Below are 13989 nucleotides of genomic sequence, written 5' to 3'. Positions count from 1 at the left end.
AGCTGCGAAGGCTGGGAAAGCGTCCCTGGCGGTTTCCTGACAAATTCCCTGGAGTGCGTTGGAACTCTGAGAGTCGAAGATGCTCCGGAATGCTGGGAGGAAGGTCTCCCTAAGGGAGTGACCATCTGGTCTAAGGATGCCCCTATTTCTCCCACCCTCCATCCATACAATAAATCTGATGTATTTGAATGCAAGCATTGTGGAGCTAAATACCTCCGATATACCGAATGCGGGGGCTACTATGTGGATGAACGTATTCGTGAGCTCAATGCCAAACTGATTTCATAGATGCTGAAGTGCAAAAGCCCCGATCGCTCAGGGCTTTTCCTTTTGCACCTTAAGCGCTGCTTAAGATTTCTTTTTCACTGGCGGCAAATCAGTGCAATGGCCGTGGGCTGCTTCAGCCGCAAGACCGACTGACTCACCTAAGGTTGGGTGTGGATGAATCGTTTTACCGATATCCACCGCATCAGCACCCATCTCAATAGCCAAACACACTTCACCGATTAAATCACCAGCGTGCGTGCCAACAATACCGCCACCAATAATCCGATGGGTAGTAGCATCAAAAATGAGTTTTGTGAAACCTTCATCACGTCCATTAGCAATCGCGCGTCCACTAGCTGCCCATGGAAATAAACCCTTCTCATAAGCAATACCTTGGGCCTTGCACTGCTCTTCTGTCAAACCAGCCCAAGCCACTTCAGGATCGGTGTAGGCAACCGATGGAATTTGCTTCGCATCAAAGTAAGATTTTTCGCCAGCAGCAGCTTCCGCAGCAACGTGACCTTCATGCACCGCCTTATGTGCCAACATCGGTTGACCAACTAAGTCACCAATTGCAAAAATATGAGAGACATTAGTCCGCATCTGTTTGTCAACTGGAATAAAGCCGCGCTCATCCACTTGCACACCCGCTTTGCCAGCATCAATCTTTTTGCCATTCGGAGTACGGCCTACTGCGACTAATACCAAGTCATACGTTTGCGGTTCAGCCGGCGCATTCTCGCCCTCGAAAGAAACTTGAATTCCATCAGGCTTAACTTCTGCTTTAGCAGCACGAGTCTTAAGCATGATTTTTTCAAAACGTCCGGCATTGAACTTCTCCCAGACCTTTTCTAAATCACGATCGGCGCCCGCCATCAAGCCATCCATCATCTCGGCAATATCAATGCGTGAGCCTAGCGTGCTGTAAACCGTAGCCATCTCTAGACCAATAATGCCGCCGCCAATGACGAGCATGCGCTTGGGAATATTCTTCAGTAACAATGCGCCAGTACTATCCACAATGCGTGGATCTTCTGGTAAGAATGGTAGTTTCACTGGCTGACTGCCCGCAGCGATGATGGCCTTCTGAAAGCGCACCACTTCTTTTTGACCAGTGAGATCCTGACCAGTACCATCCGTTAACTCAACTTCAACATGGTTTGCATCCAAGAACTTGCCTAGACCACGCACCACCTTTACCTTACGAGCCTTTGCCATACCAGCAAGACCCCCAGTCAATTTAGCAATGACGGACTCTTTGTAACCACGGAGTTGATCGATCTCAATCTTCGGCGCGCCAAAAGTAATGCCGTGCTTAGCCATCGTTTTGACTTCATCCATGACTGAGGTGGTGTGCAGCAATGCTTTGGATGGAATACATCCAACGTTCAAGCAAACCCCACCCAAAGTGGGATAGCGCTCTACTAAAACAGTATTCATGCCCAAGTCAGCGCTACGAAACGCCGCGCTGTAACCACCAGGGCCAGCACCAAGTACCAACACTTCACACTCATGATCAACCTTACCGCTGTACTGCCCTGCTACTGGAGCAGGGGCAGCTGTCATTGTTGGTGTAGCTGGCGCAGTTGATGTAGTAGATATTGCTGCTGGAGCCGGTTGAGGCGCAGGCGCTGCACCGCTAGCCTCAATCTCCGCAATCACAGAACCTTTACTCACTTTATCTCCAAGCTTGACTGCAATACTAGTAACAGTACCTGCAGCATCGGCTGGAACTTCCATGGTTGCTTTATCGGATTCGAGAACTAGTAGCGCCTGCTCTTTTTCGATAACATCACCAACTTTAATTAGCACTTCAATGACGGGTACATCTGAGTAATCGCCAATATCCGGCACAAGGATCATTTGCTTAGCCATAAATTCCCCTTACAGACTGGCGCGACGGAAGTCGGCCAAGAGCTGAGCAATGTACACATTGAAGCGGGTAGCTAAAGCACCATCAATCACGCGGTGATCTGCAGAGAGAGACAGTGGGCAAATGAGGCGTGGCACAAACTGCTTACCATCCCACACTGGCTTCATAGCCGCTTTGCTCACGCCCATAATGGCTACTTCAGGAGCATTCACGATGGGAGAGAAATACGTACCACCGATACCACCCAATGATGAGATCGTGAAGCTAGCGCCCTGCATTTGGTCTGGCTTTAATTTGCCATCACGAGCAAGAGCCGCCAAGTCAGAAGTTTCTTTCGCCAACTCAAAGATTCCTTTCTTATCGGCATCTTTAATGACCGGTACAACCAGTCCAGTTGGAGTATCTGCGGCAAATCCAATATTGAAGTATTTCTTCAAAATCAGATCATCACCATCCAAGGAGCTATTGAACTCTGGATATTTTTTCAATGCAGCGACTGCAGCTTTCATTAAGAAAGCCAGCATCGTAATCTTGACACCCTTCTTCTCATTCTCTTTATTAGTAAGAACGCGGAATGCCTCTAAATCAGTAATGTCAGCATCTTCGTGATAAGTCACGGCTGGGATCATCACCCAGTTGCGGCCTAAATTGGCTGCAGTGAGTTTCTTAATGCGATTGAGTGGTTGACGCTCGATCTCACCAAACTTGGTGAAATCAACCTTCGGCCAAGGAATCAGATTCAAGCCGCCTAAGCTACCGCCACTTGAAGCGGCTACAGCACTACCTGCACCGCCACTCATAGCCGCCTTCACAAATGCTTGGACGTCTTCTTGAGTAATACGGCCTTTGGGCCCAGATCCCTTAACTTGCGTAATAGTGACGCCAAGCTCACGCGCAAACTTACGTACGGATGGACTTGCATGACTTACTGCGGCGTCGACTGGCGGAGGAGTATTACTGATAGGTGGAGGCGCTGGTGCACGTGCAATCGGAGGCTCTACAGCTTTAATTGCTGGCGCGGCAGGTGCAGCTGCAGGAGTAGACACTGGAGTCGATACGCCAGATGCTCCACCTTCCAAGATGACAACTACCGATCCTTCCGATAAGTTATCGCCTACCTTTACCTTAACTTCTTTGACGATGCCTGAGTGTGAAGAAGGAACATCCATTGTCGCTTTATCAGACTCGAGTACAACGATCGATTGTTCTTTCTCGATCTTATCGCCAGCTTTCACCAAGACCTCGATCACTGGTACCTCTTTATAGTCACCGATATCCGGGACTTTGATTTCGATGGGTGCACCGCTGTTACTGGCTGCTACAGGTGATGCTGCAGATGCGCTGGATACAGAGGCCGCTGCTGGAGACGGGGCTGATGCCGTGCCCTCTTCCAGGGTAATGACAAGTGATCCCTCGGATAGGTTGTCGCCCACCTTGACTTTGACTTCTTTGACAATGCCAGCATGTGATGAAGGAACATCCATCGTCGCCTTATCAGACTCCAGTACAACGATCGATTGTTCTTTTTCGATCTTGTCACCGGCTTTAACCAATACTTCGATCACTGGTACATCTTTATAGTCGCCGATATCCGGGACTTTGATTTCAATTATTTGACTCATAGTATTTATCTCTTATCAAACCGTCATTGGGTTTGGTTTAGTAGTGTCGATGTTGTACTTCTTAATCGCCTCAGCTAACTTAGAGCGATCAAGCTGACCAGAGTCAACCAAAGATCTCAAGGCAGTGAGGACGACCCAGCGACGATCCACTTCAAAGAAGTCACGGAGTTTTTCACGAGTATCAGAACGTCCAAAGCCATCAGTACCCAATACTTCATAACGGCGACCCATGTGCTGAATTGCTGGACGAATCTGCTCAGCAAATAGACGAACATAGTCGGTAGCTGCAACGATTGGGCCTGCAGTATCTTTCAGGCACTTCTCTACATGAGATAAGGCTGGCGCAGCACTTGGGTTCAATAAATTGCTACGGTGAACCGCAGTCCAATCACGGCCTAGCTCAGTAAAGCTTGGGCAACCCCACAAGTCTGAAGCAATACCCCAGTCTTTATGCAAAATCTCTGCAGCTTCAATCACTTCACGGAAGATCGTTCCTGAACCTAAGAGCTGTACACGTAGCTTTGCTTTGTCGTCACCAACGGACTTGAGCTTATACATGCCCTTGATGATGTCTTTCTCCGCACCCTTAGGCATTGCTGGGTGTGAATAGTTTTCATTCATCAAAGTAACGTAGTAGTAAACATCTTCCTGAACTTCCAACATGCGACGCATACCATCCTGAATCACTACAGCCAATTCAAATGAGAAGGTTGGGTCATAGCTGATGCAGTTCGGAACCGCACCACTCCACAGATGACTATGACCATCTTCGTGCTGTAAGCCTTCGCCGTTCAAGGTAGTTCTACCAGCTGTGCCACCTAGCAAGAAACCACGGCTACGCATATCCCCTGCGGCCCAAGCTAAGTCACCGATACGCTGGAAACCAAACATGGAGTAGAAAATATAGAAAGGCAACATGGGTACGCCATGGGTAGAGTAAGAAGTTGCGGCGGCGATCCAGTCGCACATACCACCAGCCTCGTTAATACCTTCTTGCAGAATTTGACCTGTCTTGTCCTCTTTGTAGAACATCAATTGATCATGATCTTCTGGCGTGTATAGCTGACCCAATTGATTCCAGATTCCCAATTGACGGAACATACCTTCCATACCAAAGGTACGGGACTCGTCTGGAACAATCGGTACTACCCGCTTACCCAACACCTTATCGCGCACTACTGTATTGAGTATGCGTACAAATGCCATGGTAGTAGAAATCTCACGGCCTTCAGTAGTGGCCTCAAGCAATGGAGCAAATACTTCTAAAGCAGGGACTGGCAAGCTCTCCGCTTTAGTACGACGTTGCGGCAAGTAACCACCCAACTCTTGACGACGCGCCTTCATATATTCCAATTCAGGGCTACCTTCGGCAAACTTGACCAAAGGCATTTCGTCCAACTCTTCATCTTTAACGGGAATCTCAAAGCGATCACGGAAGCGACGCACGTCGTCATCGTTCATCTTCTTCGCTTGGTGAGCAATATTCATCGCCTCACCTGAGCCACCCATGCCGTAACCTTTAATAGTGTGCGCTAGGATCACTGTTGGTTGATTCTTGTGATTAACTGCCGCATGAAATGCTGCATAAACTTTATGTGGATCATGACCACCACGATTCAGTTGCCAAATTTCATCATCACTCCAGTCACTTACTAAAGCCTTTAATTCTGGGGTATTGAAAACGATCTCGCGAACGTAGCTACCGTTCTTAGACTTCATAGTCTGATACTGGCCGTCAACAATCTCGCCTAAGCGCTGCATTAGGATGCCTTTTTTATCGCGCGCAAAGAGAGCATCCCACTGACCGCCCCACACTACTTTGATCACATTCCAGCCGGCACCGCGGAACTCGCTCTCAAGCTCTTGAATAATGCTACCGTTGCCACGCACTGGCCCGTCTAGACGCTGCAAGTTACAGTTAATGACGAAAATCAGGTTATCGAGTTTTTCACGACCGGCCATACCAATCGCACCTAAGGATTCTGGTTCGTCGGTTTCGCCATCGCCCAAGAATGCCCAAACTTTACGGCCTTGCTCTTGAATGAAGCCGCGGTCTGTTAGGTACTTCATAAAACGCGCTTGATAAATAGCCATGATGGGGCCTAAGCCCATCGATACAGTTGGGAACTGCCAGAAGTCTGGCATCAACCAAGGGTGTGGGTAGCTAGAGATGCCTTTGCCACCAACTTCTTGACGGAAGTTATTGAGCTGACCCTCTTCAAGACGCCCCAACATATAAGCACGCGCGTAGACACCCGGAGCAGAGTGGCCTTGCACAAATATTAAGTCGCCACCATTCTCGGGGGACGGTGCGTGCCAGAAATGATTGAAGCCAACGTCATACAAAGTAGCCGCTGACTGAAATGATGAAATGTGTCCACCAACGTTCGTGTCTTTGTTCGCACGCAGCACCATCGCCATGGCATTCCAGCGAGTGTATGAACGAATGCGATGTTCCACATTTTGATCGCCAGGTAAACGTGCTTGATTTTCAACAGGAATAGTATTGATATAAGGAGTCTCAGCATGGAATGGCTGTACCACTCCGTTTACACGAGCATGAGAAATTTGTTGATCGATGAGATAGGCAGCTCTTTCAGGACCCTCGTTACGAATCACGCCATCGAGCGCTTGTAACCACTCCTGAGTCTCGCCAGGATCTGCATCCTGAGTATTCTGTTTACCTAATACTTGATCTGGAACTGCTGCCATTTTTGTCTCCATTAAATAGTGCTTAATTTGTCATCAACTCTATAGCCAACATTCTAGGAAGGTATATGGGTGTAAACAAGCAATTTTCCACATAATGATAGTATTTCTCATAATGTGGTATTATATTGCGGTGCAAATAAGAAGCTATAAAAAGATCTGAATTGACTTTTTGCACAGTCAAATAGGGCAAAATGCTCTGTATTCATGAGAAAAACAGCATTTTCCAGCCTAGTCCTTAGCCCCATTAGGTGGCTCCGCAAAATACGTGGATTTAGGATTGTTTACACCCCACTTTTAGCCATTGTTCTGTTTACAGCAGTCATGGGCATTATTTTGGGAACGCTGCATTTACAAGAAAAGAATCAGCAAGAGGCTGCCCTATTTAGAGAGCTGTCATTTGCCAAACAGCGCATTCAATCTCGTTTCGCTAGCAACCTTGATGCATTAACAACGATTAATCGAGAAATGGCTGCAAGCGAGGATCAATTCAAACTCAGACAAATTGCGCGCGAGCAAGCAGAAGATCTCGTTTTAAATAACCATGAGATCGTCAAAATCATCTGGTTGAACAATCAAAATCAGCGACTATGGGCAGCCCCCGCTGAAAGTAACAAATCGGATTGGATTAGCAAAACTCAAAATGATCAGCCCATTAATTCTAGTCTTGCCTCAACTATTGAGCTTAGCCGAGTAACTAGTCGAGCAGCTTTCAGTCAGTTTGTTTCCTTAAATCTACCGGGTGACGCACCGATCGCCACAGATAGAAAAATTGTTCTATGGCAAGTGGTACCCAATATTGTTGGTGGAGAAGTGGTTGGTTTCTTGGCGGCACTCTATACGACTCAAGGAATACTGGATGCCCTGCCAAGTGACCTCAAATCCCATTACCGCTTTACCTTGCTCACTGACAATGAAAGAGTTTTAGGCATCTCTTCCGATAGAGATACCCCAAAAAGAGCATTTAGCAATCAGACAAGTTTAGACATTGGGGTCTTAAGCCCCAACATTAATTTACGCATCGATACCTATCCTCCGCCAACCAACCTCACCTTCAGGATGTTAATTGGTGTCGTGATTGGATTAAGCGCATTCGTGGTTTGGAGTTTGTGGTCCGTACTAAAGCAAATGCAAGTCCGCCAAGAGGCCGAAGCCAGTCTGCGCAAAGAAACTAGTTTTCGTAATGCAATGGAAGACTCCACTCCCGTGGGTATTCGTGCCCATGATATGCAAAAGCGCATTACTTATGTGAATCGAGCATTTTGCGAAATGACAGGCTGGACATCGGAAGAGTTAATAGGTCTCACTCCGCCCTTTCCGTTCTGGCCAGATAGTAGAAGAGATGAGCTTGTTGAGAAAATGAATCGGGCGATGAAGTCCGACATCAGCGTTGTAATGAGGGTCGGCATCGAAGGGGTGATTTTAAAGAAAGATGGCTCCTTGATACAGACCCGTACCTTTATTGCCCCACTGATTAATGAAAAAGGGAAACAGACTGGTTGGGTGACCTCATTAATTGATATTTCTGAGCCTAAAAAGATTCGTGAAGAATTAGCCGCATCTCAAGAACGTTTCACCACCGTTCTAGAAAGTCTAGACGCTGCTGTGTCAGTAGTATCCCTAGAAACCAACGCCCTGCTATTTGCTAATCGCTTTTATCAAGAGCGCTTTGGTGATGATTCTCAAGGTCACTTCCAATTGGCAGGTAGCGATACTAATAACACGACGCTGCGAGATATTGCAGAGGATCTTGAAGATTCTCCGCCCGGCATTCCAACATCATTCTTGTACCAAGAATCCGAGTCTGAAGAAGTTCAGCTAGGCGATGACAATAATCAATGGTTTGAAGTTAGACGTCGTTACATCCCTTGGGTAGATGGACATCTTGCACAGTTATTGATTGCCACGGATATTACCGCTCGTAAAGAAGCAGATGATTTGGCGCTCCAACAACAAGAACGTATGCAGTTCACCAGTCGTCTCACCACAATGGGTGAAATGGCATCCTCTTTAGCTCACGAACTAAATCAACCTCTTTCAGCCATATCCAACTACTGCATGGGTGTTGCTAAGCGTTTAGATGGGCATCTAGACCCCGCCCTGACCAAAGAAATTTTGCCAGCTCTAGAAAAAGCCTCTGACCAAGCCCATCGTGCCGGCACTATCATTCAGCGCATTCGAGGTTTTGTAAAACGCAGTGAGCCTCAACGTAAAGCTGCGAACATTGCCGAAATTATTAATGATGCTGTTGGTTTGGTTGAAATTGAAGCCCACCGCCATCGCTTAGTCATTGCGTCGGAAATTGCCGAAAATCTGCCTGTAGTAGACTTGGATCCAGTGCTAATCCTGCAGGTTGTAGTCAATTTATTGAAAAATGCACTAGATAGCGTCCGTGAGGCTTACCCCCTTTCCTCCCGTTGGTCAGCGCCACCAGTTCGGATTAGTGCAGATTTAGACACCAGCATCTTCCCGGCCATGCTCAGAATCCAGGTTACCGATGCTGGGGGCGGAATCTCGGAAAACGTCCTGGAGCGCATATTTGAGCCGTTTTTCAGCACGAAGTCCGACGGAATGGGTATGGGGCTCAATATTTGTCGCTCCATTATTGAATCTCACCATGGCAGGCTTTGGGCCACCAATGTCCAAGACTCAGAACAAACCAAGCTGGCTGGCTGCACCTTTACAATACTCCTACCACTGGAATCCTCTGGATCCAAGGCTACTGTTTAACTTCGAATTTAAAGATTTACCTCGCGAGAACTGATATGAACTTAAGCGCTACTGCAAAACCAAACCAAGCTGAAGTTGTCTATGTGGTGGATGATGACGAAGCGGTAAGAGATTCGCTTACCTGGCTCTTAGAAAGCAATGGTTATGTTGTTCGTTGCCATGCAAGCGCAGAACGTTTCTTACAGTCCTTGCAAAGTACCGATAAGTCCACTATCTCTTGCGCCATTTTGGATGTGCGCATGCCCGGTATGTCAGGCCTTGAATTGCAAGAACGCTTAACAAGCGAAAACCTACCAATGCCAGTTGCTTTCATTACTGGTCATGGCGATGTATCGATGGCTGTCTCCACGATGAAACGTGGCGCAGTAGACTTTATTGAAAAGCCTTTTAAAGAAAATGATCTTTGTGGTTTAGTGGATCGTATGCTTGCTAAAGCGCGCATCGATTATTCACAAGCCAGCCAACGCAAAATTACCCAGAGCTTACTCAGCAAGTTAACTGGTCGTGAGCGTCAAGTTCTTGAGCGCATTGTTGCAGGCCGCTTGAATAAACAAATTGCTGATGACCTCGGCATCTCAATTAAGACTGTTGAAGCACACCGCGCCAACATCATGGAGAAGCTCAACGTCAATACGGTAGCAGACCTGCTCCGCCTGGCTTTATCCGACCCTCAGCCTAACTGATGCCAGGGTTTTGTATGCCAGCCCAATTATTAGACGGAAACGCCCTTTCTAAAAAACTACGTACGGAAATTGCTGCACGTGGTGCAATCGTCACCGCCAAAGGTACCAGACCCGGTTTAGCAGTCATCGTAGTTGGTGACAACCCTGCCAGCGCGGTATATGTTCGCAATAAGGTAAAGGCCTGTGAAGATGTTGGCTTTCATTCTGTTTTAGAGCGCTATTCTGTAGAGCTTGGCGAAGAAGAATTACTCGCTCGTATTGCCACACTGAATTTAGATCCGGCGATTCATGGCATCTTGGTGCAATTACCATTACCAGAACATATCGCCTCTGAGAGAGTTTTAGAAGCGATTGCTCCAGAAAAAGATGTGGATGGCTTTCACGTAGCAAATGCTGGCGCCTTGATGGTTGGTCAACCAGAATTCAAACCTTGCACACCTTATGGTTGCATGAAGATTCTCGAAAGCATTGATTACCCTATTCGCGGTGCTCGGGCCGTGATTGTTGGTGCCTCCAATATTGTGGGTAAGCCAATGGCGATGCTGCTATTGCAAGCCGGTGCAACGGTCACTATTTGCAATAGCAAGACTCGTGACTTGGCACACCACACCAAGGATGCTGACATTCTGGTGGTTGCTACCGGTAAACCCAGAATGGTTACTGGCGATATGGTAAAGAACGGCGCCGTTGTCATTGACGTGGGCATTAATCGCCTGCCTGACGGCAAGCTCTGTGGAGACGTGGATTTTGATACAGCTAAATACATCGCCGGCTGGATTACCCCGGTTCCAGGTGGTGTTGGCCCGATGACCATCACTATGCTTCTCATGAATACCTTGGAAGCCGCTGAAAAAGCCACTAAGCACTAAGGAATTACTGGGACTTTTGGCAAAATTGCTCCCAGTCCATTAAGCTAGAGGGATGACTACATCCACATCTACATCGCCCTTCAGCACTCTCCCAGCAGAATTACAAAATAACCCCTTAGTGACTTTCGGGCGCGGTATTGCCGCCTACTCAGAAGTAAAGCCTGAGCATATTGCACCAGCAATTGAATATTTGCTCAAGCATGCGCAAAATGCTGTGGATGTGGCAGTCAATTCAAGTACTCCATCCACTTGGGATGCCTTAGCCGAGCCGCTAGAAGATGCTACTGAATTTTTTGGCAGGTCTTGGGGTGTGATATCCCATCTCAATAGCGTTGCCGATACCCCGGAGTTACGCGCTGCCTATGGCGAGATGCTACCCAAGGTCACCGCTTTCTTCTCAAGCCTTGGTCAAAATTTAGAGCTCTACAAAAAGTTTAAAGAACTCAGTAAAGCGCCTGATTTTTCAAAATTAAGCGCAGCTCAAAAGAAAGTAATTGAAAACTCCTTACGAGATTTTCGTCTGGGCGGGGCAGAACTCAGTGATGTAGACAAGCCGCGCTTTTCACAAATTCAGGATGAGCAGGCAACCTTAGGCAAAGCATTTTCAGATCATGTTCTAGATGCTACCGATGGCTTTGTTCATCTGATCACTGATAAAGCTGATTTGGTGGGCTTGCCTGAGGACGCTATTGCAGCCGCTGCAGATATTGCCCAGCAAAAGAACTTACAGGGTTGGGCATTCACGCTGCACTTCCCCTCTTACTACCCCGTCATGCAGTACTCAGAGAATCGTGCGCTGCGTCGCTTGATGTATGAAGCTTATGTCACCCGCGCTTCTGAACTGGCACCCCAATATGCCAAAGGTAAATTGGATTGGGACAATACTCAGAACATGCTCGATCAGTTAAGACTGCGCGATGAGGAAGCTCATATGCTCGGCTTCAAAAACTATGCCGCACTAAGTTTGGCTCCAAAGATGGCAAGCAGTGTTGATGAAGTCGACTCCTTCCTGACTAACTTCGCTCTGAAAGCAAAACCATTTGCATTAAAAGATTGGCAAGAGCTATCTGAGTTTGCCAAGACCGAGCTATCCATTGCTGATGGCTTAGAGCCATGGGATGTTGCTTTTGCATCCGAAAGATTGAAGCAAGAACGCTATTCCTTTTCGGAGAATGAGCTCAAGCAATACTTTCCCCTGCCTAAAGTGTTGGATGGCCTCTTCCAAGTCATTCAGACTCTGTTTGGCGTCAAGATTGAAGCGGCAGATCTGCCAACTTGGCATGCCGATGTGCAATCCTTTTCCGTGAAAAATGCCAAGGGTACTATCGTGGCCTACTTCTACCTAGATCCCTATGCTCGTCCTGGTAAGCGTGGTGGGGCCTGGATGGATGATGCCCGTGGCCGTAGAGTTCTACCTAATGGGGAAATTCAAGTACCCGTTGCTTATTTAGTTTGCAACTTTGCGCCGCCAGTCAAGGTCGATGGTGTGTTGCGTCAACCTACCATTACTCATGATGATGTCATCACCCTCTTCCATGAGAGTGGCCATGGTTTGCACCACCTTCTAACTCAAGTTAGCGCTTTAGGGGTTTCAGGAATCAATGGCGTTGAATGGGATGCGGTAGAGCTACCAAGCCAGTTTATGGAAAACTTCTGCTGGGAGTGGGAAGTACTAGAAAAGATGACTGCACATGCCGAAACTGGCAAGCCTCTTCCACGCGAATTATTCGACAAGATCCTCGCCGCCAAGAATTTCCAGAATGGTTATATGACTCTGCGCCAGATCGTGATGTCTCTCACCGACTGGCGCTTACATGCGAGCTTTGATGCACAGAATGCTCAAGGTCACGCAGTATTAGATCTATCCAGAGCAATTGCTGATCAATTCAACGTTATCCCACAACCAACCATCTCTCGATGGATCAATACCTTTAGTCATATCTTTGCCGGTGGCTATGCGGCAGGCTATTACAGCTATAAGTGGGCGGAAGTGTTATCTGCTGATGTCTACTCAGCCTTTGAGGAAGCAGCAAAACTCACTGGCAGCGTCCTTGATGAAAAAACCGGCACTCGTTATCGCGAAGAGATTTTAGAGGTTGGCGGTAGTCGGCCTGCAGCTGAATCTTTTAAAGCCTTTAGAGGCAGAGAACCTAGTATCGACGCCCTGCTAAGACATGGTGGACTCGCTTAACAACGAGTTTCATAGTGTCAATCTTTAAATAACCAATTTATAAGCACTCAATGAGCCTCTTCACTACTGAATTACTAATTTTAATTGTTGCAACAACACTCATAACAGCTGGCGTTGCTTATGCAATTTACTGGGCGCTGAATGATTCACCCATATCGCGATGGCTCCATGATTCAGATGCAGTAGTGCCCTCTTTTCTTTCCATTACCTCCTTTATTTTCGGCCTTGCAATCTCCACCCTAGCGAGCTACTCATTTGAACATCATCAATCAGCCATCTCAAATGTCATAACCGAATCAAATGCAGTCGAAACCATAGTAAGCACAGCGACAGTCCTTCCTGCGAAAGATCAGGTAAAAATAATCTCAGGAATGAAAAACTATCTGGCCGCAGTCATCGAAAAAGAATGGCCAGCCATGGAAAGTAGAGATGCCAGTAAGCGTGGAATTTCAACGCCAGAATTTTTAGCTTTAAATAAAATTATTAGCGACATTGCCTATCAGCCCAATCAACGTAGCGGCATCGAAAGCCAGCTCCTGATGGCCATTGGCACTATTCGCCATGACCGGGAAGTTAGACAGTCGCTGGCATACGATAATGATAGCCTTAAAAAATGGCCATCAATTCCAGTTTTTTCATTTCTACTGCTGTTATCAGTTGGCATAGTCCATCTGGGAAGCATTAAAGCAATGAAAGTATCTTTATCCATAGCCTCATTATGTATTGTGACGGCAGTAATATTTTTATTTATCGCCGTATCGCCATATCGCGGCTGGAATCCAGTGGAGCCCCATAAACTCCAAGAATCGTTGCAGATGCTAGGCAACCTGAAGACGAATTAAGCAATCCACCTCTAGGCCCTACTTTTATAGCGGCAACATCAAATAGATTTGAAGGGCAAATAAAAAGCCACTCAATTGAACTGACCCCCAAAAGTTGGACATTATGTCCAACCAAGGGGGTTTTGTTTTATGAGCAAGTACAGCAAGCAGTTCAAGCTAAAGGTAGTTAAAGAGTTTCTAAGGTCAGGCGGTCTTAGGCGGGT

At 47.1% G+C, this 13989-nt stretch carries 8 protein-coding genes; 5 read left to right on the top strand and 3 right to left on the bottom strand.

From position 1 onward, the window contains the following. Positions 1-348: 348 nt before the first annotated feature. The 3 genes from lpdA to aceE are packed head-to-tail and all read right to left on the bottom strand — an operon-like array spanning position 349 to position 6474. Positions 349-2142 carry a dihydrolipoyl dehydrogenase gene (lpdA, locus tag ICE90_RS05395; RefSeq protein ID WP_216191382.1) on the bottom strand — a complete coding sequence of 598 codons (1794 nt, stop codon included), beginning with the start codon at positions 2140-2142 and terminating at the stop codon, positions 349-351. A 9-nt stretch (positions 2143-2151) separates the two neighbouring features. Then, on the bottom strand, positions 2152-3762 hold the full coding sequence (gene aceF / locus ICE90_RS05390; protein WP_216191380.1) for a dihydrolipoyllysine-residue acetyltransferase: 1611 nt from the start codon (positions 3760-3762) through the stop codon (positions 2152-2154). A 15-nt stretch (positions 3763-3777) separates the two neighbouring features. Continuing rightward, entirely contained in the window at positions 3778-6474 is a 2697-nt protein-coding gene (aceE, locus tag ICE90_RS05385) for a pyruvate dehydrogenase (acetyl-transferring), homodimeric type (protein ID WP_216191378.1), read from the bottom strand. A 204-nt stretch (positions 6475-6678) separates the two neighbouring features. On the opposite strand from aceE, the gene ICE90_RS05380 reads away from it, so the two are divergent. From ICE90_RS05380 to ICE90_RS05360, 5 genes are read left to right on the top strand one after another with little or no spacing between them, the layout of a single operon-like run. Further along, a complete protein-coding gene (locus ICE90_RS05380) occupies positions 6679-9201 on the top strand; it encodes a PAS domain-containing sensor histidine kinase (protein ID WP_216191376.1) in 2523 nt (840 codons plus the stop codon). A gap of 35 nt (positions 9202-9236) precedes the next feature. Next, positions 9237-9884 (top strand): response regulator transcription factor, encoded by a 648-nt coding sequence (locus ICE90_RS05375; protein ID WP_072582210.1) that lies wholly within the window; start codon positions 9237-9239, stop codon positions 9882-9884. Positions 9885-9898: 14 nt separating this feature from the next. After that, positions 9899-10753 carry a bifunctional methylenetetrahydrofolate dehydrogenase/methenyltetrahydrofolate cyclohydrolase FolD gene (gene folD, locus ICE90_RS05370; RefSeq protein ID WP_216191374.1) on the top strand — a complete coding sequence of 285 codons (855 nt, stop codon included), beginning with the start codon at positions 9899-9901 and terminating at the stop codon, positions 10751-10753. A 52-nt stretch (positions 10754-10805) separates the two neighbouring features. Then, a complete protein-coding gene (locus ICE90_RS05365) occupies positions 10806-12944 on the top strand; it encodes a M3 family metallopeptidase (protein ID WP_216191372.1) in 2139 nt (712 codons plus the stop codon). 50 nt (positions 12945-12994) lie between these two features. Beyond that, entirely contained in the window at positions 12995-13786 is a 792-nt protein-coding gene (locus ICE90_RS05360) for a hypothetical protein (protein ID WP_216191370.1), read from the top strand. Positions 13787-13989 lie beyond the last annotated feature (203 nt).

Source organism: Polynucleobacter sp. AP-RePozz3-80-G7 (assembly GCF_018882145.1).
Classification (GTDB): Bacteria; Pseudomonadota; Gammaproteobacteria; order Burkholderiales; family Burkholderiaceae; genus Polynucleobacter.
Note: the sequence above shows the minus strand (reverse complement) of the source record. Positions and strands in the feature narration are given on the sequence as shown.

Bases quoted from the DNA above. Each gene is read 5' to 3' on its own strand.
- lpdA (WP_216191382.1), bottom strand. From the start codon at position 2,142: ATGGCTAAGCAAATGATCCTTGTGCCGGATATTGGCGATTACTCAGAT.
- aceF (WP_216191380.1), bottom strand. From the start codon at position 3,762: ATGAGTCAAATAATTGAAATCAAAGTCCCGGATATCGGCGACTATAAA.
- aceE (WP_216191378.1), bottom strand. From the start codon at position 6,474: ATGGCAGCAGTTCCAGATCAAGTATTAGGTAAACAGAATACTCAGGAT.
- ICE90_RS05380 (WP_216191376.1), top strand. From the start codon at position 6,679: ATGAGAAAAACAGCATTTTCCAGCCTAGTCCTTAGCCCCATTAGGTGG.
- ICE90_RS05375 (WP_072582210.1), top strand. From the start codon at position 9,237: ATGAACTTAAGCGCTACTGCAAAACCAAACCAAGCTGAAGTTGTCTAT.
- folD (WP_216191374.1), top strand. From the start codon at position 9,899: ATGCCAGCCCAATTATTAGACGGAAACGCCCTTTCTAAAAAACTACGT.
- ICE90_RS05365 (WP_216191372.1), top strand. From the start codon at position 10,806: ATGACTACATCCACATCTACATCGCCCTTCAGCACTCTCCCAGCAGAA.
- ICE90_RS05360 (WP_216191370.1), top strand. From the start codon at position 12,995: ATGAGCCTCTTCACTACTGAATTACTAATTTTAATTGTTGCAACAACA.